The organism is Saccharothrix coeruleofusca (genome assembly GCF_017876325.1).
In the GTDB taxonomy this organism is placed as follows: Bacteria; Actinomycetota; Actinomycetes; order Mycobacteriales; family Pseudonocardiaceae; genus Actinosynnema; species Actinosynnema coeruleofuscum.
Genome location: NZ_JAGINV010000001.1, coordinates 4,302,911 through 4,328,040, shown reverse-complemented (window position 1 = coordinate 4,328,040; position 25,130 = coordinate 4,302,911). Strand labels below are relative to the sequence as shown.

Genomic DNA, 25,130 nt, shown 5'->3' with positions numbered 1-25,130 from the left:
TGCAACTTAGGTTAGGGTAACCAAAGTTTGATCACCCACTCGTCGCACCGATGGGACAGCCATGCCAGCACAGCCACCGGTTTTCGACCTACTCGGCGTCGGCTTCGGGCCCTCCAACCTGGCGCTGGCCGTCGCCGTCACCGAGTACAACGCCACCGCGGCCAAGGCGGACGTGGTGACCGCCCACTTCCTGGAGCGGCAGGAGGGCTTCGGCTGGCACCGGGGGATGCTGATCGACGACGCGACCATGCAGGTTTCCTTCCTCAAGGACCTCGTGACGCTGCGCAACCCCAACAGCTCCTTCAGCTTCCTCAGCTACCTGCACCACAAGGACCGCCTGCTCGACTTCGTCAACCACAAGAACCTGTTCCCCCTGCGGGTGGAGTTCCACGACTACTTCGAGTGGGCCGCCGAGCGGGTCGACGACCTGGTCTCCTACGGCCACGAGGTGGTGGCCGTGCGCCCGGTGGTCGAGGACGGCGTGGTCGCCTACTTCGACGTGGTCTCCCGCGTCGCGGGCGGCGAGCCGGAGGTGCGCCGCGCCCGCAACCTGGTGCTGGCCACCGGCCTGCGCGCCCACCTGCCCGAGGGCGTGCGGACCACCGAGCGGGTGTGGCACAACAGCGAGTTCCTGCACCGCGTGCGAGCGCTGTCCGATCCCCGGCGGCTGGTCGTGGTCGGCGCGGGCCAGAGCGGCGCCGAGGTCGCCGCGCACCTGCACGAGCGCTTCCCCGACGCCGAGGTTTGCGCGGTGTTCGCCCGCTACGGCTACAGCCCGGCCGACGACAGCTCCTTCGCCAACCGGATCTTCGACCCGGCCGCGGTGGACGACTACTTCCAGGCGCCCGAGCAGGTCAAGCGCGCCCTGATGGCCTACCACGGCAACACCAACTACGCGGTGGTCGACAACGACCTGATCGCCGAGCTGTACCGGCGCGTCTACCGGGAGAAGGTGCTGGGCGCGCAGCGGCTGCGGCTGCTCAACGTCTCCAAGCTCGCCGAACTGGTGGACACCCCGGACGGGGTTCGGGTGACAGTGGAGTCGCTGACCAGCGGCGAGCGGGAGGTGCTCGACGCCGACGCGGTGGTGTTCGCCACCGGTTACCGCGAGGCCGACCCCACCGCCCTGCTGGGCGAGCTTGCCGCCAAGTGCCTGCGCGACGCGGGCGAGCGGCTGCGGGTGGGCCGCGACTACCGGCTGGGCACCACCGACGACGTGCTGGGCGGGATCTACCTGCAGGGGGGCACCGAGCACACGCACGGCATCTCGTCCTCGCTGCTGTCCAACACCGCCGTGCGGGTGGGGGAGATCCTCCAGTCCGTGCTCCACCACCGCGCGCCCGCGGTCCCCGCGCAGCACGAGTACGCCGTCAGCGCGCTTTCCTGAGGCAGCGGCGAGAACACCGGCAAGTCACCACGGCGCTCTGTCGCGCCTGGCGAAAGGGAACAACGACATGTCCACCAGGTCCAAGCTGACCGCCGTCGCGGCGGCCGCCGCGCTGGCGCTGACCGCCTGCGGGGGCGGCGACGCGGGCAGCGGCTCCGCGAGCACGACCGGCACCTCCTCGGGCGCCTTCCCCGTCTCGGTCGAGCACAAGTACGGCACCACCGAGATCAAGGCGGAGCCCACCAAGGTCGTCACCCTCGGCCTGTCCGACCAGGAGCCGGTGCTCGCGCTGGGCGTCAAGCCGGTGGGCGTGGTCGACTGGTTCAAGGAGCGGCCCTACGGCAACTGGCCGTGGACCAAGCAGCTGTGGGGCGACACCCAGCCCGAGATCGTCGGCGAGCGCGACGAGTACAACCTGGAGAAGGTCGCCGCGCTCAAGCCCGACCTGATCGTCGCGGTGTACTCGGGGATGAACCAGGAGCAGTACGACACCCTGTCCAAGATCGCCCCGGTGGTCGCGCAGCCCAAGGGGTTCGTCGACTACGGCGCCCCGTGGCAGGAGCAGACCAAGCACATCGCCAAGGCGCTGGGCAAGTCCGCCAAGGCGCAGGAGCTGATCGACGGCGTGGCCAAGCGGTTCGCCGACGCCAAGGCCGCGCACCCGGAGTGGTCGGGCAAGACCGTCGTGGTGGCCGACAGCTTCAAGCCGGGCGAGTACTCCGCGTTCGCCCCCACCGACCCGAAGGCCATCTTCATGCGGGAGCTGGGCTTCACGCTGGTCGACGAGATCGGCGCGCTGGCGGGTGAGCGGAACGTGGCGCAGTTCAGCGAGGAGCGCTTCGACCTGCTCGACGCCGACCGCCTGGTGTGGCTGACCTCCGACGTGGCCGCGCAGGAGCGGGTCAAGGCGGTGCCCGCCTACCAGCGGCTGGACGTGGTCACCGGCAAGCGCGACCTCTTCCTCACCTACATGGACCCGCCGATCGGCGCCGCCATGTCCTTCAACACGGTGTTGAGCGTGCCCTACGGCATCGACCAGGTCGTGCCGCTGCTGGAGCAGATCAAGAGCTGACCGGCGAAGGCCGGGGGTGGGGTGCCGACCGGGCACCCCACCCCCGGCGTGCGCGGGTGAGGAACGGACGAGCCGGAGAAGGTTGAGATGACGACCCTGCCACTGACCGCCGCCCAGCGCGGAGTCCGGCTGGCCCAGCAGTTGGAGCCGGACAACCCCGTCTACAACGTGGGCTGGTACCTCGACCTGCGCGGGCCGGTCGACTTCGGCAGGCTGGCCTCGGCGGTGCGCCAGGCCATCGCCGAGACCGGGGCGCTGCACGTCCGGTTCACCCGGCACGGGCAGCAGCCCGTGCCGGTCTCCACCGACCTCACCGACCTTGACTTCGAGTCCTTCGCCGACGCGCGCGCCTGGATGGAGCGGGACCTCGCCCGGCTCGTCGACGTCGCCGAGGGGCCGATGTTCCACCACGCGCTGCTGCGCGTCGGCGCGGACCGCGTGCTGTGGTACCAGCGCTACCACCACCTGGTCATGGACGCGCGCGGCTGCGTCCTGCTCACCGAGCGCGCCCGCGACCTCTACGCCCGGCCCGACGAGCACCGCCCGCGACCGCTGGAAGTGCTCGTCGAGGCCGACCTGGCCTACCGGGACTCCCCGGCGCGCCAGGCGGACCGGGAGTTCTGGCACGCGCGGATGGCCGACCGGCCCGAGCCGGTCCGGCTGGTGCCGCGCGCCCACGGCCAGGCGCGTCGGGTCCTGCGGCGCACCGTCGAGCTGCCCGCCTCGCCGAACTCGCGGCAGGCCATCGCCGCCGTCGCCGCCTACGCGCACCGGGTCAGCGGCGCGCACGACGTCGTGCTCGGCCTGCCGGTCACCGGCCGCCTGGGCGAGGCCGACCGCACCACCCCCGGCATGGTCTCCACCGTGCTGCCGCTGCGGCTGACCGTGCGCCCGGAGGCCACCCTCGCCGAGCTGGCCGCCGACGCGGACCGGGAGATCCGGGCCGTGCTGCCGCACACCGCCTACCGGGGCGAGGACCTGGCCCGCGAGCTGGGCCTGCGCGACGGCGTCGCGGAACTGGTCGGCCCCACCGTGAACTACCTCGGCTTCGGCCAGGGCCTGGTGTTCGAGGGCCTGGACACCGAGCTCAACGTGCTCTCCCACGGCCCGGTCAACGACCTGAGCACCTCGTTCGTGCGGCGCGTCGACGGCACGACGGCGATCACCTTCGAGGCCAACGCCGAGGTGTGCGCCGAGGCCGAGCTGGCCGAGCACGAGCGGCGCTTCCTGCGCGTGCTGGCCGCCGACCCGGACCGGCCCATCGCGCGGATCGACCTGGTCGACGCCGGGGAGCGCGCGGCGCTGCTGGAGATGGGCAGCTCGCCGCGCGAGGTGGAGGAGCTGACCTGGCCCGCCGCGTTCGAGCGGCAGGCCGCCCGCACCCCGGACGCGGTCGCGGTGGTCTGCGAGGACGAGCAGCTGACCTACGCCGAGCTCAACGCCGCGGCCAACCGGCTCGCCCGCGCCCTGCGCGCGGGCGGCGTGCGGGACGAGGACGTGGTGGGGGTGATGCTGCCCCGGTCGGTCGAGCTGGTGGTGGCGCTGCTGGCGGTGATGAAGGCGGGCGCGGCCTACCTGCCGCTGGACGCCGACCACCCGCGCGAGCGGGTCGCGGCGATGGTCGCCGACTCGGGCGCGGCGCTGGTGCTGACCCCGGAAACCCGGCTCGACCTGCCCGACGACGCGGGCGACCTCGGCCTGGACATCGGGCTGCACCAGGCCGCCTACGTCATCTACACCTCCGGCTCCACCGGCAGGCCCAAGGGCGTCGTGGTCACCCACGAGGGCATCGGCAGCCTGATCGCCACCGCGCTGGACCGCATCGGCATCACCCCCGACAGCCGCGTCGTGCAGTTCGCCTCGGTCGGCTTCGACGTGGCCGTCTGGGACCTGTGCATGTCGCTGTGCGTGGGCGGTACGGCGATCGTGGTGCCCTCGCACCGCCGCGTCGCGGGCCAGGAGCTGACCTCCTACGTCAACCACCACCGCGCCACCCACATGATCCTGCCGCCGTCGCTGGTGGCCGCGCTGCCGCCGGAGTGCGAGCTGCCCGAGGGCGCGGTGCTGGTGGTGGGCACCGAGACCGTGCCGACCGAGCTGATCGCCCGCTGGGCGCGCCGGATGCGCGTGGTCGCCGCCTACGGCCTGACCGAGGCCACCGTCAACTCCACGCTGTGGGCGGCGCGGCCGGACTGGACCGGTCCGGTGCCCATCGGCGTGCCGGACCCCAACACCCGCTGCTACGTGCTGGACTCCGCGCTGCGCCCGGTCCCGGTGGGCGTCGAGGGCGAGCTGTACGTGGGCGGGCGCGGCCTGGCGCGCGGCTACCTCGGTCAGTCCGCGCTGACCGCCGGGCGGTTCGTGGCCGACCCGTTCGGCGAGCCGGGATCGCGCATGTACCGCACCGGCGACCGGGCCCGCTGGCGCGCCGACGGCAACCTGGACTTCCTGGGCCGCGCCGACGGGCAGGTCAAGATCCGCGGCTTCCGGATCGAGCCCGGCGAGGTGGAGAGCACCCTGATGGGGCACCCGGACATCGCCCAGGCCGCGGTGCTGGTGCGCGAGGACCACCGCCGCGTCAAGCGCCTGGTGGCCTACGTCGTCGGCGGCGTGGACCCGGCCGCGGCGCGGGAGCACGCGGCCGCCGCGCTCCCGGAGTACATGGTGCCCTCGGTCGTGGTGCCGGTCGCGGGGCCGCTGCCGCTGACGCCCAACGGGAAGCTGGACCGCAAGGCGCTGCCCGAGCCGGACTGGACCGCGCTGGGCGGCGACGCGCCCGCCACCAACCCGACCGAGCGGGCGCTGGTCGACGCGATGGCGGCGGTGCTGGGCCTGACCCCCGGTGTGCACGACAACTTCTTCGAGCTGGGCGGCGACAGCATCGTCGCGACGCAGCTGGTGGCACGAGCCCGCGAGGCCGGTCTGGTCATCACCCCGCGCGAGGTGTTCGAGCACCGCACGGTCGCCGCGCTGGCCGCCGTCGCCCGCGCCGCCGCCCCCGCCGCGGACCGGACCGCCGACCTCGCCGGGGTGGAGCTGGTCGACGCCGAGCTGCGCGCCGAGTTCGCCGGGCACGACGTGCTGCCCGCCGCGCCGCTGCAGGAGGGCTTCTTCTTCCACGCCCGCTTCGACACCGACGACTCCTACGTGGTGCAGGAGGTCCTGTCGCTGGGCAGGCCGGTCCGGCGGGACGAGGTGCAGGCCCTGCTGGACCGGCACCCCGCGCTGCGGGCCGGGTTCGCGCAGAGCGCGCGCGGCCGGGTCGTGCAGGTGATCCCCGAGTCGGCGCGGCTGCCGTGGCGCGAGTACGACGCCTGCACCGACCTGGAGGAGGTGCTGGCCGCCGAACGCGCGGACGGGTTCGACCTGGAGCGCCCGCCGTTGATGCGGGCCGCGGCGGTGGGCGACCGGTTGGTGCTGACGCTGCACCACATCCTGGTTGATGGCTGGTCGGTCGGCCTGCTGCGGCGGGAGCTGGACGGGCACCCGGTGGACGCGCCCGAGCACCGCGCGTACTTCGCCTGGCTCGCGGGCCGCGACCGGGACGCCGCCCGCGCCGCGTGGCGCGCCGCGCTGTCCGATGTGGACGGACCGACCGTGCTCGTGGCCGCGCCGTCGGACCGGCACGCCCAGCACGGCGTCGTGCTGTCCGGGGAGGCGAGCGCGCGGCTGGTCGCCGCGGCGCGCGGGCGCGGCCTGACCCTGGGCAGCGTGCTGCACGGCGCGTGGGGGCTGCTGCTGGGCGGCCTGACCGGCCGCGCCGACGTGGTGTTCGGCAGCACGGTCGCGGGACGGCCCGCCGAGGTGGCGGGCATCGAGTCGGCGGTCGGCCTGTTCATCAACACCGTGCCGGTGCGGCAGCGGTGGCGGGCCTCGGACACGCTGGCGGGCGCCTTCGCCCGGCTGCAGGACGAGCAGGCGGCGCTGCTGGAGCACCAGCACCTGGGCCTGGCGGAGATCCAGCGCGCGGCGGGCCACGGCGAGCTGTTCGACACCCTCGTGGTGGTGGAGAACTTCCCCGACGTGGTCACCGACGTCGAGGTGCGCGACCGGGTGCACTACCCGCTGGCGCTGGTGGTGCTGCCCGGCGAGCGGATCGAGCTGCGGCTCAAGCACCGCCTCCCCGACGACGAGGCGGCGCGGATCGCCGACCGCCTGGTGCGGCTGCTGGAGGCGTTCGCGGCCGACCCCGACCAGCCGGTGGTGGGCCTGGAACTGGTGTCGCGGGCCGAAGCCGAGTGGCTGGCCGCGCTCAACGCCACCCGCGCCGAGGTGCCCGAGGGCACGCTGGTCAGCCGCATCGCCGAGCAGACCGCCCGCACGCCGGACGCGGTGGCGGTGGTGTTCGAGGAGCACCGCCTGACCTACGCCGAGCTGGACCGGCGCTCCGACGTCCTGGCCCGCAGGCTGCGCGCGCGGGGCGCGGGGCAGGTCGTCGCCGTGGCCGTGCCGCGCTCGGCCGAGCTGGTGGTGGCGCTGCTGGGCGTGCTCAAGTCCGGCGCCGCCTACCTGCCGCTGGACCTGGACTACCCGGCCGACCGGATCGAGTTCATGCTCGCCGACTCCGGCGCGACCACCGTGGTGCGGCCGGAGGACTGCGCGGACCTCGACGCGCCGGACGCCGCGCTATCGGACGCGCAACCGGTCGCGCCGCGCCCGAACGACCCGGCCTACCTGATCTACACCTCCGGGTCCACCGGCCGCCCCAAGGGCGTGGTGGTCACCCACCGCGCCATCGTCAACCGGCTGGCGTGGATGCAGCACCGGTACGGCCTGGCCGCCGAGGACCGCGTGCTGCAGAAGACGCCGTCGAGCTTCGACGTGTCGGTGTGGGAGTTCTTCTGGCCGCTGTGCCAGGGCGCGGCCGTCGTGCTGGCCCGGCCCGACGGCCACCGCGACCCGGCCTACCTGGCCGAGCTGGCGCGCGCTCAGCGGATCACCACGCTGCACTTCGTGCCGTCGATGCTGGCGGCCTTCCTCGGCGTGCCCGAGGTGCTGGACGACCCGGCGTGGTCGGTGAGCCTGCGCCGGGCGTTCAGCAGCGGCGAGGCGCTGACCGGGGAGGTGGCGGCCCGGTGGCGCGAGCTGACCGGCGTGCCGCTGCACAACCTCTACGGCCCCACCGAGGCCGCGGTGGACGTGACGCACTTCGAGCACGACGGCGCGCCCGAGGTGTCCGTGCCGATCGGCCACCCGGTGTGGAACACCGAGCTGCACGTGCTGGACCCGTTCCTGCGGCAGGTCCCGGCCGGGGTGCCGGGCGAGCTGTACCTGGCGGGCGTCCAGCTGGCGCGCGGCTACCACGGCAGGCCCGCGCTGACCGCCGAGCGGTTCGTGGCCAACCCGTTCGGCCCGCCGGGCTCCCGGATGTACCGCACCGGCGACCTGGTCCTGCGCCGCGCCGACGGCGCCCTGGTCTACCTGGGGCGCACCGACCGCCAGGTCAAGGTGCGCGGCAACCGGATCGAGCTGGGCGAGGTCGAGGCCGCGCTGCGCGGGCAGCCCGGCGTGGCCCGCGCCGCGGTGATAGCGCGGGACAACCAGCTGCTGGCCTACGTCACGCCCGAGGACGTGGACCTGACCGCGGTGCGCGCGGGCATCGCCGAGGCGCTGCCCGCCGCGATGACCCCGCACGCGCTCGTGGCGCTGGCCGAACTCCCGCTGACCCCCAGCGGGAAGCTGGACCACAACGCGCTGCCCGCGCCCGCCGCCGCGCCCGCCCAGCGCCGAGCACCGGTCACCGAGCGGGAGCGCGTCCTGTGCGGGATCGTCGCCGATGTGCTCGGCGCGCCCGAGATCGGCGTGGACGACGACTTCTTCGCGCTCGGTGGCGACAGCATCACCTCCATCGCGGTGTCCACCCGCGCTCGCAGGGCCGGCGTGGAGATCAGCCCGCGCGACGTGTTCGAGCTGCGCACCGTCGCCGCGCTGGCCGCGCTGCGGGTCGACACCGCCGAGGTCGACCACGACGCGCCGCTGCTGGAGCTGACCGACCAGCAGCGGCGGGCGCTGCCGCCGCACGAGGACGCCTGGCCGCTGTCGCCGTTGCAGGAGGGTCTGTTCTTCCACTCCAGCTACGACACCGGGGCGCTGGACGTCTACCTGTCGCAGGAGACGATGGACTTCGCCGCGCGGCTGGACCTGGACCGGCTGCGCCGCGCGGGCGACGCCCTGCTGGCGGGCAACCCCAGCCTGCGCGCCGGGTTCACCAGCGACGGCGTGCCCGCGCCGGTGCAGTTCATCGCCCCTGCCCCGGAGATCCCGCTGCGCGAGGTGGCGGTCGCCGACGAGGCCGAGGTGGCCGCCCTGCTGGCCGCCGACCGCCGCGAGCGGTTCGACCTGGCCGCCCCGCCGCTGTTCCGGTTCCTGGTGCTGCGCCTGCCCGACGGCCGCGACCGCCTGGTCATCACCCACCACCTAATCCTGTGGGACGGCTGGTCGGCGTGGCTGTTCCTGGCGCGGCTGCTGGAGCTCTACCGCGACCGGGAGGCGCCGCTGCCCGCGTCCGGCTCCTACCGCGACTACCTGGCGTGGCTGGCCCGCCAGGACCACGACGCCGCGCTGGCGGCGTGGCGCGCCGCGCTGTCCGGCCTGGCCGAGCCGACCCTGGTCGCCCCGGTCGACCGCACCCGCGAGCCGGTCATCCCGGCCGAGTTCCACGCCGACCTGCCGGTGGCGCTGACCGACCGGCTGCGCGAGCGCGCCCGTGCCCACGGCGTCACCGCCAACGCCCTGTTCACCGTCGCCTGGGCGCTGGTGCTGGCCGCCCAGGTGGGGCGGGACGACGTGGTGTTCGGCACCGCCGTCGCGGGCCGCCCGGTCGAGGTCGACGGCGTCGAGGACGTCATCGGCATGTTCCTCAACACCATCCCCACCCGCATCGCCGTCGACCCGCGCGAGACCGTGCTGGAGCTGCTGCGGCGCGTGCAGGCCGAGCGCACCGCGCTGATGTCCTACGAACACGTGGGCCTGGGCGAGATCCAGCGGGAGAGCGGGCACCGGCAGCTGTTCGACACGCTGTTCGTGCTGCGCACCGGCGACGGCGAGGAACGGCTCGCCGAACTGGGCCGGGCGCACGGCGTGCTCGGCGTGTCCAATGTGGACGGCACGCACTTCCCGCTCACCCTCATCATCACCCCCGGCGAGCGCACCCGCGTGACGCTGGCCGCGCGGCCGGACCTGTTCGCCGCCGAGGCCGCGGGCGCCGTCCTGGCCCGCTACACCACCGTGCTGCAACGGCTGGTCGACCGGCCGGAAGCGCTGCTGGGCGCGCTGGACGTGCTGCCGGAGCACGAGCGCGCCACGCTGGAGGCCGAGTGGGACGCCAGCGCCAACCCCGTGGTCGACCTCACCATCGCCGAGATGCTGGCCGCGCAGGCCGAGCGCACCCCCGACGAGACCGCGCTGGTCTTCGGCGAGCAGCGGCTGACCTACGCCGAACTGCGACGGCGCGTCGATCACCTGGCCGCCGTGCTGCGCGACCGCGGCGCGGGCCCGGAGCGGGTGGTGGCGCTGGCGCTGCCGCGCTCGGTGGAGATGGTGGTGGCGCTGTTCGCGGTGCTGCGCACCGGGGCCGCCTACCTGCCGCTGGACCTGGACCACCCGGCCGACCGGCTGCGGATGATGGTCGAGGACACCCGGCCGCTGTGCGTGCTGTCCACCGCGTCGGTCGGGCTGGTGCCCGACGCGCTGTGCGTGGAGGACCTGCCGCCCGCGCCCGAGGTGGCCGAGTGGCCGCGCTTCTCCCTGGAGCACCCGGCCTACGTCATCTACACCTCCGGGTCCACCGGGCGGCCCAAGGGCGTGGTCACCCCGTACCGGGGGCTGACCAACATGCAGCTCAACCACCAGCGGGCGATCTTCGCACCCGCCATCGCCGCGGCGGGCGGGCGCAGGCTGCGCATCGCGCACACGGTGTCCTTCGCCTTCGACATGTCGTGGGAGGAGCTGCTGTGGCTGGTGGAGGGCCACGAGGTGCACATCTGCGACGAGGAGCTGCGGCGCGACGCCGCCGCGCTGGTCGCCTACTGCGACGAGCACCGGGTCGACGTGGTCAACGTGACGCCGACCTACGCGCAGCTGCTGATCGAGGAAGGGCTGTTGGAAGGGCACGTGCCCGCGCTGGTGCTGCTGGGCGGCGAAGCCGTGCCGGACTCGGTGTGGCGGCGGCTGCGCGACACCCCCGGCACCTACGGCTACAACCTCTACGGTCCCACCGAGTACACGATCAACACCCTCGGCGCGTCCACACAGGACAGTGAGACGCCGACCGTGGGCAAGGCGATCTGGAACACCCGCGCCTACGTGCTGGACGCGCACCTGCGCCCGGTGCCGCCCGGCGCGCCCGGCGAGCTCTACATCGCCGGTGTCGGCCTGGCGCGCGGCTACCACGACCGGTTCGCGCTCACCGCCGAGCGGTTCGTGGCCGACCCCTACGGCCCGCCCGGCTCGCGCATGTACCGCACGGGCGACCTGGTGCGCGCCCGCGCCGACGGCAACCTGGACTTCCTGGGCCGCACCGACGACCAGGTCAAGATCCGCGGCTACCGGGTGGAGCTGGGCGAGGTCGAGGCCGCGCTGGCGGGCCAGGACGGCGTCACCCACGCCGCCGTGGTGGTCGACGCGGGTCCGGGCGGGGTGAAGCGGCTCATCGGCTACGTCGTGTCCGAGGTCGACCCGGCGGTGCTCAAGGAGCGCCTGAAGGCCGCACTGCCGGACTACATGGTGCCCGCCGCGATCATGCCGGTGGACGCGCTGCCGCTGACCGTCAACGGCAAGCTGGACGTGCGGGCGCTGCCCGCGCCGGTGGTGACCGGCGCGACCGCCTCGCGCGCGGCGGCCACCCGCGCCGAAGAGGTGCTGTGCGGGCTGTTCGCCGAGGTGCTGGGCGTGGCATCGGTCGGCGTGGACGACAACTTCTTCGACCTGGGCGGCCACTCGCTGCTGGCCACCCGGCTGGTCAGCCGGGCCCGCACCGCGCTGGGCGCGGAACTGGCCATCCGCGACCTGTTCGACGCGCCGACCGTGGCCGAGCTGGCGGCCCGCGCGGGCGGCGCGCCGTCGTCGCGGCCGGTGCTGCGGCCGGTCGAGCGCCCCGAGGAGCTGCCGCTGTCGCACGCGCAGCAGCGGCTGTGGCTCATCCAGCAGATGGAGCAGACCTCGGCGGCCTACAACTTCCCGCTGGTGTTCCGGCTGCACGGCGACCTGGACGTGCCCGCGCTGCGCGCCGCGTTCGGCGACGTCGTGGCACGGCACGAGGCGCTGCGCACCGTGTTCGGCGAGCGGGACGGCGTGCCGTTCCAGCGGGTGCTGCCGGAGGCCGAACCCGTCGTGGTGGTGCGCGAGGCCACCGAGGACGAGGTGCCCGCCATCGTCGCGGGCGAGGTGGACCGGCCGTTCGACCTGAGCGCCGAGCTGCCGCTGCGGGTGACCGTGGCGCGCCTGGCCGAGGACCGGCACCTGGTCGTCGTGTTGCTGCACCACATCACCACCGACGAGTGGTCGGACCGGCCGTTCCTGCGCGACCTCGCCGAGGCGTACTGCGCCCGCCGCGCCGGACACGCTCCACAGTGGACAGAGCTGTCCGTGCAGTACGCCGACTACACGGTGTGGCAGCGGGAGCTGCTCGACGTGGTGGGCGAGGACCAGCTGGCGTACTGGGAACGCGCGCTGGCGGGGGCACCGGAGGAGCTGGAGCTGCCCACCGACCGCCCCCGCCCCGCACGGCCGTCCTTCCGCGGCGCGGACCTGGAGATCGCGTTCGACGACGAGTTGTGCGGGCAGGTGCGGGCGCTGGCGCAGTCGACGGGCGCGAGCACCTTCATGGTGCTGCAGGCGGCCGTGGCCGCCCTGCTGAGCAGGCTGGGCGCGGGCGAGGACGTCCCGCTGGGCGCGCCGATCGCGGGCCGCACCGACGAGGCACTCGACGAGCTGGTCGGCTTCTTCGTCAACACCCTGGTGCTGCGCGCCGACCTGACCGGCGACCCGAGCTTCGCCGAGCTGGTGGCGCGGGTGAAGGAGACCAGCCTCGCCGCGTTCTCCCACCAGGACGTGCCCTTCGAGGCGGTGGTGGACCGGCTCAACCCGGTCCGCTCGGCCGCGCGCAACCCGCTGTTCCAGGTCATGGTCGGCTACCACAGCCGGGGCGGCGACGCCTTCGCCCTCGACGGCCTGGCCGTCCAGTGGCAGGAGCACCGGACCACCACGGCCAAGTTCGACCTGGTGTTCAGCTTCACCGAGCACGTCGACGGCCCGATCGGCTGCCGCCTGGAGTACGCCACCGACCTGTTCGACCGGGACACCGCCGAGCGCCTGGGACAGCGGCTGATTGCGCTGCTGCGCGCCGTGCTGGCCGACCGGGACGCTCCGGTCGGCGCGGTGGACCTGCTGACCGACGACGAGCGCCGCCGGGTGGTGGAGGAGTTCAACGACACCGCCCGCGCGGTGCCCGAGGAGACCTTCACCGCCCTGTTCGCCCGCCGCGTGGCGGAGCGGCCGGACGCGGTCGCGGTGGTCGACCGCGCCCGCTCGGTCGGCTACCGCGCGCTGGACGCGCGGTCCAACCGCATCGCCCGGCTGCTGGCCGCGCGCGGCATCGGCCGGGAGTCGGTGGTGGGCGTGGCGGTGCCCAAGTCGGCGGACATGGTGGCGACCGTGCTCGCGGTGCTCAAGCTCGGCGCGGCCTACCTGCCGCTGGACCTGTCCCACCCGGCCGACCGGATCGCCTACATGATCGAGGACTCGGCCGCCGCGCTGGTGGTCACCACCACCGACGCGCCGGTGCCCGCCGACGCGCTGCTGCTGGACTCCCCGGAGGTGGTCGCGGAACTGGCCGCTCTCGACGAGTCCGCCGTGGACGCCGGTCCGCAGGGCCTGGACTCGGCGATGTACGTCATCTACACCTCCGGCTCCACCGGCCGCCCCAAGGGCGTGGTCGTGCCGCACGAGGGCATCGCCAGCCTGGTGGCCACCGCGGTCGACCGGATGGGCCTGACCGCCGACAGCCGGGTGCTGCACTTCGCCTCGGTCGGCTTCGACGTGTCGGTGTTCGAGCTGGCCATGGCCCTGTGCGGGGGCGGGCGGCTGGTGCTGGCCCCCGAGGAGGTGCGGGTGGCGGGCCCGGCGTTGACCGACTTCCTGCGCGAGCGCCGGATCACGCACATGATCCTGCCGCCGTCGCTGGTCTCCGCGCTGCCCCCGGACTGCGAGCTGCCCGCGGGTTCCACGATCCTGGTCGGCACCGAGACCGTGCCGCCGGACGTCATCGGCCGCTGGGCCGGGCGGCTGAACCTGCTGGCCGCCTACGGCCTGACCGAGGCCACGGTCAACTCCACGCTGTGGAAGGCCCGACCCGGCTGGGACACCGCGGTGCCCATCGGCGTCCCCGACCCCAACACCACGGTCTACGTGCTGGACGCGCGCCTGCGCCCGGTGCCGCCCGGCGTGGTGGGGGAGCTGTACGTGTCCGGGCGCGGTCTGGCCCGCGGGTACCTCAACCGGCCTGGCCTGACCGCGGAGCGGTTCATCGCCTCGCCGTTCGGCCCGCCCGGCGCGCGCATGTACCGCACCGGCGACCGGGCCCGCTGGCGCGCCGACGGCAACCTGGACTTCCTGGGGCGGGTGGACACCCAGGTCAAGATCCGCGGCTTCCGCGTCGAGCTGGGCGAGATCGAGGCCGCCCTGGCCAGGCACCCGGACGTGGCTCAGGCCGCCGTGGTGGCCGACCGCGAGGGCGACATCACCCGCCTGGTCGGCTATGTCGTCGGCGCCACCGAGGACGACCTGCGCTCGTTCGCGGCCGAGCGGCTGCCCGAGTACATGGTGCCCGCGACTATCGTCCAGCTCGACGGGCCGCTGCCGCTGACCCCCAACGGCAAGCTCGACCGCAAGGCGCTGCCCAAGCCGGACTGGTCGGCGCTGACCGGCGACGACCGGCCGGTCACCCCGGAGCAGAAGGCCATCGCGGAGCTGTTCGCCGAAGTCCTCGGGGTCTCGCCGGGCATCCACGACGACTTCTTCTCCCTGGGCGGGCACTCGATGGCGTCCATGCGCCTGGTCGGCAAGATCCGCGCGGTCTTCGGCGTGGACCTGGCGCTGCGCGACGTGTTCGACTCGCCGACCGTCGCGGGCCTGGCGGGCAGGCTCTCCGGCGCGTCCTCGCGCCGCCCCCGGCTGCGCCGCTTCGACCGCCCGGTGGACCTGCCGGTGGCCCCCGTGCAGCGCGGCCGGGGCGGCACGCGCTGGGACCACGCGCTGGCGCTGCGCGCGGCCGAGCCGTTCGACGTGCCCGCCTTGACCGCCGCCCACGCCGACGTGGTGGCCCGCCACGAGCCGCTGCGCACCGTGGTGCACGGCGGCCTGCAACGGCCCGTCGCCGCGCCACCGCTGGAAGTCGTGCGCGTCGACGTGCTCGACGACGCCCTGACCGCGTTCGCGCAGGAGGATGTGGACCTGTCCGCGCACCCGCCCGTCCGCGCCCGGCTGGTCGTGGACGCGGGCGGCGCGCAGGCGCTCCTGCTGACCATGCACTACCTGGCGGTGGACGAGTGGTCGGTGGTGCCGCTGTTCCGCGACCTCCAGCACGCCTACGCCGCGCGCCGCGCGGGCGAGGCCCCCACGTGGGCCGACCTGCCGGTGAACTACGCGGACTACACGCTGTGGGCGAGCGAGGTCGTCGAGGCGGTGGGGGAGGAGCAGCGCGCGTACTGGCGGGAGGTGCTGCGCGACCTGCCCAAGCTGCCGCTGCCCTACCGGGGACCGTGGCGGGCCGGTCCGTACCGGGCCGACACCATCGCGCTGGAGCTGCCCGCCGACCTGCACGAGGCGATCGACCGCCTGGCCGCCTCCACCGGCACCAGCATGTTCATGGTGGTCCAGGCGGCGCTGGCGGCGGTGCTCAGCCGGTACGGCACGGACATCCCCATCGGCGCGCTCGCCGCCGGGCGGGGCGAGGAGGCGCTGGCCGACCTGGTGGGCTCGTTCGCCACGACGGTGGTGCTGCGCACCGACACCGCGGGCGAGCCCGGCTACACCGAGCTGCTGTCCCGAGTCCGCGCCACCAACCTGGCCGCGCTGGACCACGCCGACGTGCCGCTGGACGTCACGCCGCAGGTCCTGCTGATCCACCACGAGAAGGCGGTGTTGTCCACTTTGGATGGTGGGGTCGGCGTCCTCGACGCCGTGCCGACCGGGACGACGCCCGCCGAGCTGGCGCTGAGCTTCTACGAACCGCAGGGCGACGGTCCGGTGCCCTGCTACCTGGTCTACGCCACCGAGTTGTTCGACCGCACGACCGCACAGCGGTGGGCGGACGCGCTGCACGAGGAGCTGCGCGCGGCGACCGCCGACCCCGACAGGAGGATCACGCCATGACCAACCCCTTCGACGACCCCGACGGCCGCTTCCACGTGCTGGTCAACGACGAGGAGCAGCACTCGCTGTGGCCGTCGTTCGCCGATGTCCCGGCGGGCTGGCGGGCGGTGTTCGGGCCGGACACGCGCGAGGCGTGCGCGGCGTACGTGGAGCAGCACTGGACCGACCTGCGCCCCCTGAGCCTGCGCGGGTGACGTTCGCCCCGCCCCCGCGAGTCGAACCCCCGGACACCGCGAACTGAGCGTTCGCGCACCCCGAACCGCGCGTTCGCGACGGCCCGGTAGTAGTTGACGGCCCTCGGGGGCGGGGGCGGGTGGTACTTGCCGACGCGGGGAGGGGCGTCCCAGGGGTGGGGTGTCTTCGGTTAGCCTTGCCTAAACACGGGGAGGTGCGGGTGAGGCGGGGCATCGGGTTGGCGCTCTCGGTCGGCGTGCTCGGCTTCGTCGTCCTGCTCAGCCTCTGGGTCGGCACCAAGAACATCCCGTTCACCGCCACCTGGGACCTGCTGCTGCGTGACGACGGCTCCGGCGACGCGGCGATCATCCGCGACGTCCGCGTCCCCCGCGCGCTGCTGGGGGTGCTGGTCGGCGCGGCGCTGGGGCTGGCGGGGGCACTGATGCAGGCGCTGACCCGCAACCCGCTGGCCGACCCCGGCCTGCTCGGGGTGAACATGGGCGCGGCGGCCGCCGTGGTGTCGGCGATCGCGTTCTTCGGGGTCACCTCGGCCACCGGCTACGTCTGGTTCGCGCTCGCGGGCGCGGCGGTCGTGTCGGTCGCGGTCTACGTGCTGGGCTCGACCGGCCGGGGCGTGGTCGGGCCGGACCGGCTGGTGCTCAGCGGCGCCGCGCTGGGCGCGGTGCTCTACGCCTTCATCTCCGCGGTGCTGCTGCTCCACGCCCACACGTTCCACTCCTTCCGCTTCTGGAACGTGGGCTCGCTGGCGGGGCGGACGCTGGAGATCGTCGGGCAGGTCGCGCCGTTCATCCTGCCCGGCATCCTGATCGCGTTCCTGCTCGCGCCCAGCCTCAACGTGCTGGCGCTGGGCGAGCACACGGGCAAGGCGCTGGGCGCGAACCCCAACCGCACCAAGGGCTTCGGCGTGCTGGCGATCACGCTGCTGGCGGGCGCGGGCACCGCTGCGGCCGGGCCCATCGGCTTCGTCGGGCTGGCCGTGCCGCAGGTGGCCCGGATGATCGCGGGCTCGGACCAGCGCTGGGTGCTGTCCTACTCCGCGGTGCTGGCGCCGGTGCTGCTGCTGGGCGCGGACGTCATCGGGCGCGTGCTCATCGCGCCGCAGGAGATGGAGGTCGGCATCATCACCGCGTTCCTGGGCGCGCCGGTGTTCATCGCGCTGTGCAGGCGCAGGAAGCCGGCGCGGCTGTGAAGACCATCCGCACCGGCCCGCTCTCGCTGCGGGTCAGCGAGCGCGCCGTGCTGACCTGCCTGGCCGTGGCCGCGCTGACCGCCGTGACCGCGGTGACCACGATGGTCACCGGCGACTTCCCGCTGACCGTGGGCGAGGTGCTGAGCACCTTCGTCGGGCAGGGCGACGGCGCGTCGGAGTTCGTCGTGCTCACCCTGCGGCTGCCCCGGCTGCTGACCGGCCTGCTGGTGGGCGCGGCGCTGGCGCTCAGCGGCGCGATCCTGCAGAGCCTGTCGCGCAACCCGCTGGCCAGCCCCGACATCATCGGCTTCACCCAGGGCTCGGCCACCGGCGCGATCGCGGTCATCGTGCTGTTCCAGGGCGGCATGACGGCGGTGGCCACCGGGTCGGCGGTCACCGGCCTGCTCACCTCGGCCGCGGTCTACCTGCTGGCGCTCAAGCGGGGCGTGCAGAGCTCCCGGCTGGTGCTGATCGGCATCGGCGTCAGCGCCATGATGCTCTCGGTCAACTCCTACCTGATCACCCGCGCCACCCTGGAGGGCGCGCTGGCCGCGCAGGCGTGGCTGGTCGGCGGGCTGAACAACCGGGGCTGGGACCACGTGCGGGTCATCGCCGCCGCGCTGGCGGTGCTGCTGCCGTGCGCGCTGTGGCTGGGCCGCCGCCTGGCGCTGCTGGAGATGGGCGACACCGCGGCGACCGGCCTGGGCGTGGACGTGGAGCGGACCCGCCTGGCGCTGCTGGCGGTGGCCGTCGGGTTGGCCGCGGTGGCCACCGCGGTGGCCGGGCCCATCACGTTCGTGGCGCTGGCCGCGCCGCAGCTGGCGCGCAGGCTCACCGGCGCTTCCGGCCCCGGCCTGGCCGCCTCCGCGCTGGTGGGCGGGCTGCTGCTGGTGGTGGGCGACCTGGCGGTGCAGCGGCTGTTCCCGACCACACCGCTGCCGGTGGGCATCGCCACCGGGGCGATCGGCGGGCTGTACCTGGTGTGGCTGCTGGCCACCGAGTGGCGGAAGGGGAGCACCCGATGACCAGGCTCAGGGGCGAGGACCTCACGCTGGCCTACGACGAGCGCGTGGTGGCCACCGGGCTGGACGTGGCCGTCCCCGACGGCTCGTTCACCGTCATCGTCGGCCCGAACGCGTGCGGCAAGTCGACGCTGCTCAAGGCGCTGGCGCGGATGCTCAAGCCGCGCGCGGGCGCGGTGCTGCTGGACGGCAAGGCCATCTCCTCCTACCGCTCCAAGGACGTCGCCCGGCTGCTGGGGCTGCTGCCGCAGACCTCGATCGCGCCCGGCGGCATCACCACCGGCGAGCTGGTGGCCCGCGGTCGCTACCCGCACCAGCGGGTGCTGCGCCAGTGGTCGGTCCAGGACGAGGCGGCGGTGGACCGGGCGATGGAGCTGACCGGCGTGCGGGAGCTGGCCGACCGGCCGGTGGACGAGCTGTCCGGCGGGCAGCGGCAGCGGGTGTGGCTGGCCATGGTGCTGGCCCAGCAGACCTCGATCCTGCTGCTGGACGAGCCGACCACTTTCCTCGACATCGCCCACCAGGTCGAGGTGCTGGACCTGTGCGCGGACCTGCACGAGGACGGGGGCCACACGCTGGTGGCGGTGCTGCACGACCTCAACCAGGCGTGCCGCTACGCCACCCACCTGATCGTGATGAAGCCCGGCCGGGGGATCGTGGCGCAGGGCGACCCGGCCGACATCATCACCGCCGAGCTGGTGCGCGACGTGTTCGGGTTGCCCTGCCGGGTGATCGACGACCCGGAGACGGGCACGCCGCTGGTGGTTCCGCTGCGCAGGCAGCGGGTCGCGGTCGGGGGAACCGCTCCGCAACTGTCCCAAGTGGACTGACCGGTGGTGTCGCCGCCAGCGGTCCCGCTGCTCCGATCGGGTCACAAATCCCTTGTGGCGTAACGAAAAGGTCTACGCGACCCGTGCGGTGCATAAGTCGGTGATGCAGTGGGCACCCCAGGGTCCCCATCCACACCGTCCGTTCCGCTCGACGAGGAGCAGGACCATGGCCCACAAGAGAGATCTGATCGACATCCGCAGCGGCGACGAGTTCTACCAGCCCACCCCCTTCGGCCTGGTCTACCCACTGCGCACCGGCGATGGCGCGCCCCCGCCCGACCAGCGGGGCCGCACCTGGGAGTACTTCGTGGCCAGCGGTCGCGAACTGCAACCGGTCACGTCGTGAGCCGGGGCAGCACCTCCTGGCCGAACAGCCTGATCGCCTCCAGGACCGCCGCGTGCGGCAGCCCGCCGATGTCCACCACCACCAGGTGGGCGTCCAGGCCGAGCAGCTCGCCCAGCCCGTTGAGCCGCTCGGCGACCTCGGCCGGGTCGCCGCACACGGCGGCCCCCGCCATGAGCGCGTCCACGTCCACCTCGCCGCCGTCGCCGCGCCACGGGTGGGCGAACCGCGCGTAGGCCGACAGGTGCGGCCGCCACAGCCGCCGCGCCTCCGCCGAGGTGGGCGCGACGAACACGTGGCTGGGCAGCGCCACCCGTCCCCGCCCGCCCAGCGCCTCCCGGTAGCGCCGCACCACCGGCAGGTGCGTGCCGGGGTCGCGCAGCGTGCTGGGCAGCATCAGCGGCAGCCCCAGCTCCACCCCCAGGTCGGCCGACACCGCCGAGCCGCTGCCGATCCACACCGTGGGACGCGGTCGCTGCACCGGCCGCGGCACCGTGGTCACGTCCACCAGCGGGCTGCGGAAGCGCCCCCGCCAGGTCACCCCCGGCCGCTCCAGCAGCGTCAGCAGCAGCCGCAGGTTCTCGTCGAACCGGGCCCGCAGGTCGTCCTGGACGCCGAAGGCCGCGTCGGTGCGCTGGGACACCCCGCGCGCCACGATCAGCTCCGCCCGGCCCGAGGACAGCACGTCCAGCGTGGCCAGCTCCTCGGCCACTCGCACCGGGTCGTGGTGGGCCAGCAGGGTGACCCCGGTGGACAGCCGCAGCCTGCTGGTGCGCGCGGCGATGGCGGCCAGCAGCAGCTCCGGCGCGGAGACGATGTAGCGGGTGAAGTGGTGCTCGCCGATCGCCACCCCGGTGAAGCCCGCCTCCTCGGCCACCACCGCCTGCTCCACGACGGCGCGCAGCCGGTCGGCCTCGCTGACCGCCTGCCCGGTGCTGGGGTCGGGCAGGTGGTCGCCGAGTATCAGCAGGTAGACGTCCATTCCGCAATACTGCACCGCGCGATTAGGCTGGGTGCATGAAGGCCACTGTCGTCGACAACCCGGACCGCTCCCGCTACGAGGTCTTCCTGGACGGGGAGCTGGGCGGGTTCGCCGACTACGCGCTGGGCGACGGGGTGATCGCGTTCACCCACACCGAGGTCGCGGTCGAGGGCAGGGGGCTGGGCGGCGAGCTGGTCCGGCACGCCCTGCGGGACGCCCGCTCGCGCGGGCTCAAAGTCCGCCCCGACTGCTCGTTCGTCCGCGACTACCTGGCCAAACATCCGGAACTCGCCGAGGTTACCGACGAGTAGTACCCGCGGGTGGGCTGGACCGACCCCGAACCCGCGCCTGATCAGCGGGGCAGCTTCACCACGGTCACGAAGAAGTCGTCGATCTGCCGGACGACCTCGATGAACCGGTCGAAGTCCACCGGCTTGGTGACGTAGGCGTTGGCGTGCAGGTCGTAGCTGCGCAGGATGTCCTCCTCCGCCTCGGAGGTGGTCAGCACCACCACCGGGATGGTGCGCAGCGACTCGTCGGCCTTGATGTCGGCCAGCACCTCCCGGCCGTCCCGCTTGGGCAGGTTCAGGTCCAGCAGGATCAGCCCCGGCCGCGGCGCCGAGGCGTACTCGCCCTCGCGGCGCAGGAACTCCATCGCCTCCACGCCGTCGCGCACGACGTGCAGCTGGTTGCGGATCTTGTGGTGCTCGAACGCCTCCTGCGTCATCAGCGCGTCGCCGGGGTCGTCCTCGACCAGCAGGACGTCGATCACGTTCAGCGAGTCACTCATCGGTGTCCCCGGTTTCCTCTTCCTCGACGACGGGCAGCGTGAACTTGAAGGTCGTGCCGGGCCCCTGGCCGGGCTCCAACCAGATCGTGCCACCGTGGTACTCCACGATCTTGCGGCACATCGCCAGGCCGATCCCGGTGCCGGGGTAGTCGTCCTTGTGGTGCAACCGCTGGAAGATCACGAAGATCCGCTCAGCGTACTCCGGCGCGATGCCGATGCCGTTGTCCTGGACGGTGAACGTCCACAGCTCCCCGGTGCGCTCGGCGCTGATGCGCACCACCGGCGGGTCCTCGCCGTGGAACTTCAGCGCGTTGCTGACCAGGTTGCCGAACACCCCGCCCAGCAGGGACGCCTCACCGCGCACCCTGGGCAGGTCGGTCCGCACGATGGTGGCCCCGGTCCGCTCGATCACCTCGGAGTAGCTGTCCTCCACCTGGGCCACCAGGTCGTCGCAGTCCACGATCGTCTGCTCGCGGGTGATCCGGCCCACCCTGGAGAACGCCAGCAGGTCGTTGATCAGCACCTGCATCCGCTTGGCGCCGTCCACGGCGAACTGGATGTACTGCTCGCCGCGCTCGTCGAGCTGGCCGGAGTAGCGCCGCTCCAGCAGCTGGCAGAAGCTGGCCACCTTGCGCAGCGGCTCCTGCAGGTCGTGCGAGGCGACGTAGGCGAACTGCTCCAGCTCGGAGTTGGAGCGCTGCAGCTCCTTGAGGTCGGAGACGATGCGCTGCCGCATGGCGTCCACGTCGTGGGCCAGCATCACCGTCTCGCGCGGGCCCGCCACGTCCACCGCGTGCGCGTAGTCGCCGGAGGAGACCTTCCGCGCCTGCGCCGCCAGCACCGCCAGCGGGGCGATCACGATGCGGTGCAGCACCACCGCCACGCCCGCGATGATGACCACCAGCAGCACACCCAGCCCCAGCGACAGCCACACCACCTCGGCGGCCACCTCGTCCAGGGACTGCCTGGCCGCCCGCGCCTCGGCGTCGAGGTCGCCCCGCAGGTCCGCCACGGCCGCGCGGACCCGGTCGAACAGCTCCTTGCCGCGGGTCACGTCGCCCAGCGTGGGCAGCGCGGCCCCGCTCAGGTGGACCTGGGCGATGATGCCCTCGGCGTACTGCAGCCGCCAGTCGGTGGCCGAGCGGCCGATGGCGTCGACCTCGCCCGCCAGGTCCGGCCGGATCTCGGCGAGCAGCGCCCGCGTCTCGTCCTCGGCGCGGCGCTCGGCGTCCTGGCCGTCCAGGTAGGGGGAGAGGAAGTCCTGGTGCGCGGTGATGGCGAAACCGCGCAGGCCCGTCTCCTGGTTGATCAGCGCGCTGTCCAGGTCCTGCACCGCCTGCTGGGCCGGGACCACGCGGTCCAGCAGCCGCTCGCGCGCCTGGCTGAGGCTGCCCATGGCCACCGCGATGCCGGTGATGGCACCCGCGCTCACGATGATCAGGATCGCCACGGCGGCGACCAGCAACCTGCTGGCGGGCCAGCGGGCGCGCAGGTCCATCAAGTACTCTCCGAGATCAGCAGCACGGCCATGTCGTCGTCCAGTTCCCCGCCGTTGAGCTCTTTAACCCTCGAGATCAGCGCGTCCAGCAGCGACGAGGGGTGCCCCGCCCGGTCCGGGCGCTCCTTGCGGACCTGGCCGATCAGCTCGATCAGCCGCTCCGCGCCCAACCGCTCGGTGTCGCCCGCCACCCGGCCCTCCACCAGGCCGTCGGTGTAGAGCAGCAGCTTCCAGCCGGGGGGCAGCGGCACGTCCAGCCCGCTCCAGGTGCTGTCGGGCAGCACGCCCAGCGGCAGACCCGCCCGGTCGCGCGGCAGCTCCACCACCTCGTCGCCCACCAGCAGCATCGGCTCGGGGTGGCCCGCCAGGTAGATCCGCGCCCACCGGCGGTCCGGCGAGATGGTGACCATGCACGCGGTGGTGAACAGGCCCGGCTGGTGGCGCTCGTGCTCCAGGATCTGGTGCAGCGTGCGCAGCACCCGCGAGGGCTCCTGGTCGGCCAGCACCAGCGCGCGCCAGGCGATGCGCAGCAGCACCCCCAGCGCGGCCTCGTCCGGCCCGTGGCCGCACACGTCGCCGATGAGCACCTGCAGCGTGCCGTCCGGGGTGGCCACCGCGTCGTAGAAGTCGCCGCCCAGCAGCATCCGGCTGCCGCCGGGCCGGTAGCGCACCTGCACGTCGGGCCCGTCGTCGTGCAGGATCGGGGACGGCAGCAGGCCGCGCTCCAGGCGGGTCTTCTCCGCCGCGTGCAGCTGCTCGTCGCGCAGCTGCCGCTGGGTCTCCTCGGCCTGCTTGCGGCCCACCGCGTAGCGGATGCCGCGCAGCAGCGCCTCGCCGTCGACCTGGCCCTTGACCAGGTAGTCCTCGGCGCCCGCGGCGACCGCGCGCATCCCCTGCCGCTCGTCGGTCATGCCGGTCAGCACGATGATCGCCGCCGGGTGCGGCTGGGCCAGCAGGTGCAGCAGGCCGTCCAGGCCGGTGGTGTCGGGCAGGCCGAGGTCCAGCAGGACGCAGTCGGAGCCGGGCAGGAGCCTGCTGGCCTCGCGCAGCGTTCGCGCGCGGCGCAGCTCCACGTTCGCCCCGACGTCCTCCAGCAGGGCCTCGACCAGCACGGCGTCCCCCTCGTCGTCTTCGACGAGGAGCACGCTGATGCGGTCTACGGCGCTCGTGGGCACGTGCGGGACAGTAGTCGAACTGGATCAGGACGGGGACGGGCAGGCGACCGTTGCCCGGCGCGTGTCGCCCGCGGCGGTGCGGCGGCGGTGGCCCAGAATCCCCCGGTGAGCTTCTCCGAGATGGTGGCGTTGACCGCGCGGTTGCCCCGGCGCGGCCGGGGGTTCTGGTACGGGTTGGCGATCGAGGCGCTGTGGCCGCTGGTCGTGCTGTTCGTGCGGACGCGGATGCGTGGGCGGCGTCACGTGCCGGGCCGGGGTCCGGTGCTGCTGGCGGCCAACCACCTGTCCAACGCCGACCCGGTGACGCTGGCCGCGTTCGCGCTGGCCTCCGGGCGGGTGCCGCGCTTCCTGGCCAAGGCGGCGCTGTGGCGGGCACCGGTGGTCGGGTGGGTGATGTCGTCGGGCGGGCACATCCCGGTCGACCGGGGCACCGCGCGGGCCGGGCTGGCGGTGGGCGCGACGCGGGACGCGCTCCGCGGCGGCGAGTGCGTGATCGTCTACCCGGAGGGCACCTTCACCACCGACCCGGACGGCTGGCCGATGCGCGGCAAGTCGGGTGTGGCGCGGATCGCGCTGGAGACCCGCACCCCGGTGGTGCCGGTGGCGCAGTGGGGCGTCCAGCGGCTGCTGCCGCCGGGCGGCCTGCTGCCCCGGCCCTGGACGCGGGTGGACGTGCTGGCCGGTCCGGAGGTCGACCTGTCCGACCTCTACGAGCTGGAGCCGACCAAGGAGGTGCTGGAGGAGGCCACCGCGCGGATCATGAGCGCGATCACCGGGCTGCTGGCCGAGCTCAGGGGCGCCGCGCCCGGTGACCGCGCCGTTCCGACTCCCAGCGCAGGTAGCCACCCGCCGCGGCGGACAGGCTGGTGAGCAGCCACACCAGCACGCCCGCGTCGTCGGTGACCCCGATGACCGGCAGCAGCTCGGGCAGCACGTCCACCGGGGACACCAGGTAGACCAGGGCGAACGCCCAGGTGGCCACCCTGGTGGCGGGCAGGCCGTAGTCCTTGCGGGCGCGCAGCATCCGCGGCAGCGCGCGGGCCCGGTCCAGGACCGAGCCCATCGGCTCGGGCTCCCCGGCGGCGATCCGGGCGCGTCGCCGCCGCGCCCGGCGCAGCAGGCCGAGCGCGATCCCGGCCGCGCCCAGCACGAGCAGCGCGACGCCCACCGCGGCCGGGGGGAGCCCGACCACCTCCGCGTCCCGCCACACCAGCGTCGACAGCCCCAGCACGGCGAGGAACCCGCCGAAGAAGATCACCCCACCATGCTAGGGCCG

15 protein-coding genes are annotated in these 25,130 nt (G+C 73.9%); 10 read left to right on the top strand and 5 right to left on the bottom strand.

Annotation, left to right across the window (positions count from 1 at the left end):
- The first annotated feature begins 61 nt into the window (after positions 1-61).
- The 8 genes from JOF41_RS19040 (at position 62) to JOF41_RS19005 (ending at position 19,412) form a co-directional block, all read left to right on the top strand.
- Positions 62-1,387 (top strand): lysine N(6)-hydroxylase/L-ornithine N(5)-oxygenase family protein, encoded by a 1,326-nt coding sequence (locus JOF41_RS19040; RefSeq protein WP_209620902.1) that lies wholly within the window; start codon positions 62-64, stop codon positions 1,385-1,387.
- A 67-nt stretch (positions 1,388-1,454) separates the two neighbouring features.
- Positions 1,455-2,459: an iron-siderophore ABC transporter substrate-binding protein gene (locus JOF41_RS19035; RefSeq protein WP_189224922.1), complete on the top strand. Its 1,005-nt coding sequence runs from the start codon at positions 1,455-1,457 to the stop codon at positions 2,457-2,459.
- 87 nt (positions 2,460-2,546) lie between these two features.
- Complete coding sequence (locus JOF41_RS19030) at positions 2,547-15,830, top strand: non-ribosomal peptide synthetase (protein ID WP_209620900.1); 13,284 nt, start codon at positions 2,547-2,549, stop codon at positions 15,828-15,830.
- Positions 15,827-16,024, top strand: a complete 198-nt coding sequence (locus JOF41_RS19025) for an MbtH family protein (protein WP_209620898.1) — start codon at positions 15,827-15,829, stop codon at positions 16,022-16,024. Before JOF41_RS19030 ends, JOF41_RS19025 begins: the two co-directional genes overlap by 4 nt.
- A 200-nt stretch (positions 16,025-16,224) precedes the next feature.
- Positions 16,225-17,214 carry an iron chelate uptake ABC transporter family permease subunit gene (locus tag JOF41_RS19020; protein ID WP_209620896.1) on the top strand — a complete coding sequence of 330 codons (990 nt, stop codon included), beginning with the start codon at positions 16,225-16,227 and terminating at the stop codon, positions 17,212-17,214.
- Positions 17,211-18,239: a FecCD family ABC transporter permease gene (locus tag JOF41_RS19015; protein WP_307867461.1), complete on the top strand. Its 1,029-nt coding sequence runs from the start codon at positions 17,211-17,213 to the stop codon at positions 18,237-18,239. Before JOF41_RS19020 ends, JOF41_RS19015 begins: the two co-directional genes overlap by 4 nt.
- Entirely contained in the window at positions 18,236-19,066 is an 831-nt protein-coding gene (locus JOF41_RS19010) for an ABC transporter ATP-binding protein (protein WP_209620890.1), read from the top strand. The genes JOF41_RS19015 and JOF41_RS19010 overlap by 4 nt, the downstream gene beginning before the upstream one ends.
- A gap of 166 nt (positions 19,067-19,232) precedes the next feature.
- Positions 19,233-19,412 (top strand): hypothetical protein, encoded by a 180-nt coding sequence (locus JOF41_RS19005; protein WP_189224928.1) that lies wholly within the window; start codon positions 19,233-19,235, stop codon positions 19,410-19,412.
- Here JOF41_RS19005 and JOF41_RS19000 read toward each other — a convergent pair.
- A complete protein-coding gene (locus JOF41_RS19000) occupies positions 19,402-20,391 on the bottom strand; it encodes an LLM class flavin-dependent oxidoreductase (RefSeq protein WP_209620888.1) in 990 nt (329 codons plus the stop codon). The genes JOF41_RS19005 and JOF41_RS19000 overlap by 11 nt on opposite strands.
- Positions 20,392-20,426: 35 nt before the next feature.
- Here JOF41_RS19000 and JOF41_RS18995 point away from each other — a divergent pair, with 35 nt between their 5' ends.
- Positions 20,427-20,702, top strand: a complete 276-nt coding sequence (locus tag JOF41_RS18995) for a GNAT family N-acetyltransferase (protein WP_189224930.1) — start codon at positions 20,427-20,429, stop codon at positions 20,700-20,702.
- 41 nt (positions 20,703-20,743) lie between these two features.
- On the opposite strand, the gene JOF41_RS18990 is transcribed toward JOF41_RS18995, so the two are convergent.
- From JOF41_RS18990 to JOF41_RS18980, 3 genes are read right to left on the bottom strand one after another with little or no spacing between them, the layout of a single operon-like run.
- The gene (locus JOF41_RS18990) at positions 20,744-21,181 is read right to left on the bottom strand and encodes a response regulator (protein ID WP_189224931.1); all 438 of its coding nucleotides are present in this window, start codon (positions 21,179-21,181) and stop codon (positions 20,744-20,746) included.
- Complete coding sequence (locus JOF41_RS18985; RefSeq protein ID WP_209620885.1) at positions 21,174-22,679, bottom strand: sensor histidine kinase; 1,506 nt, start codon at positions 22,677-22,679, stop codon at positions 21,174-21,176. The genes JOF41_RS18990 and JOF41_RS18985 overlap by 8 nt, the downstream gene beginning before the upstream one ends.
- Positions 22,679-23,854: a PP2C family protein-serine/threonine phosphatase gene (locus tag JOF41_RS18980; RefSeq protein ID WP_189224933.1), complete on the bottom strand. Its 1,176-nt coding sequence runs from the start codon at positions 23,852-23,854 to the stop codon at positions 22,679-22,681. The genes JOF41_RS18985 and JOF41_RS18980 overlap by 1 nt, the downstream gene beginning before the upstream one ends.
- A gap of 120 nt (positions 23,855-23,974) precedes the next feature.
- On the opposite strand from JOF41_RS18980, the gene JOF41_RS18975 reads away from it, so the two are divergent.
- The gene (locus JOF41_RS18975) at positions 23,975-24,724 is read left to right on the top strand and encodes a lysophospholipid acyltransferase family protein (RefSeq protein ID WP_189225082.1); all 750 of its coding nucleotides are present in this window, start codon (positions 23,975-23,977) and stop codon (positions 24,722-24,724) included.
- Here the strand turns inward: JOF41_RS18975 and JOF41_RS18970 are convergent.
- Entirely contained in the window at positions 24,645-25,112 is a 468-nt protein-coding gene (locus JOF41_RS18970) for a YkvA family protein (protein WP_189224934.1), read from the bottom strand. The genes JOF41_RS18975 and JOF41_RS18970 overlap by 80 nt on opposite strands.
- Positions 25,113-25,130: the final 18 nt, after the last annotated feature.

What these genes read in the sequence shown, in the direction of transcription:
- JOF41_RS19040 (WP_209620902.1), top strand. Translation starts at nt 62, where the DNA reads ATGCCAGCACAGCCACCGGTTTTCGACCTACTCGGCGTCGGCTTCGGG.
- JOF41_RS19035 (WP_189224922.1), top strand. Translation starts at nt 1,455, where the DNA reads ATGTCCACCAGGTCCAAGCTGACCGCCGTCGCGGCGGCCGCCGCGCTG.
- JOF41_RS19030 (WP_209620900.1), top strand. Translation starts at nt 2,547, where the DNA reads ATGACGACCCTGCCACTGACCGCCGCCCAGCGCGGAGTCCGGCTGGCC.
- JOF41_RS19025 (WP_209620898.1), top strand. Translation starts at nt 15,827, where the DNA reads ATGACCAACCCCTTCGACGACCCCGACGGCCGCTTCCACGTGCTGGTC.
- JOF41_RS19010 (WP_209620890.1), top strand. Translation starts at nt 18,236, where the DNA reads ATGACCAGGCTCAGGGGCGAGGACCTCACGCTGGCCTACGACGAGCGC.
- JOF41_RS19005 (WP_189224928.1), top strand. Translation starts at nt 19,233, where the DNA reads ATGGCCCACAAGAGAGATCTGATCGACATCCGCAGCGGCGACGAGTTC.
- JOF41_RS19000 (WP_209620888.1), bottom strand. Translation starts at nt 20,391, where the DNA reads ATGGACGTCTACCTGCTGATACTCGGCGACCACCTGCCCGACCCCAGC.
- JOF41_RS18995 (WP_189224930.1), top strand. Translation starts at nt 20,427, where the DNA reads ATGAAGGCCACTGTCGTCGACAACCCGGACCGCTCCCGCTACGAGGTC.
- JOF41_RS18990 (WP_189224931.1), bottom strand. Translation starts at nt 21,181, where the DNA reads ATGAGTGACTCGCTGAACGTGATCGACGTCCTGCTGGTCGAGGACGAC.
- JOF41_RS18985 (WP_209620885.1), bottom strand. Translation starts at nt 22,679, where the DNA reads ATGGACCTGCGCGCCCGCTGGCCCGCCAGCAGGTTGCTGGTCGCCGCC.
- JOF41_RS18975 (WP_189225082.1), top strand. Translation starts at nt 23,975, where the DNA reads ATGGTGGCGTTGACCGCGCGGTTGCCCCGGCGCGGCCGGGGGTTCTGG.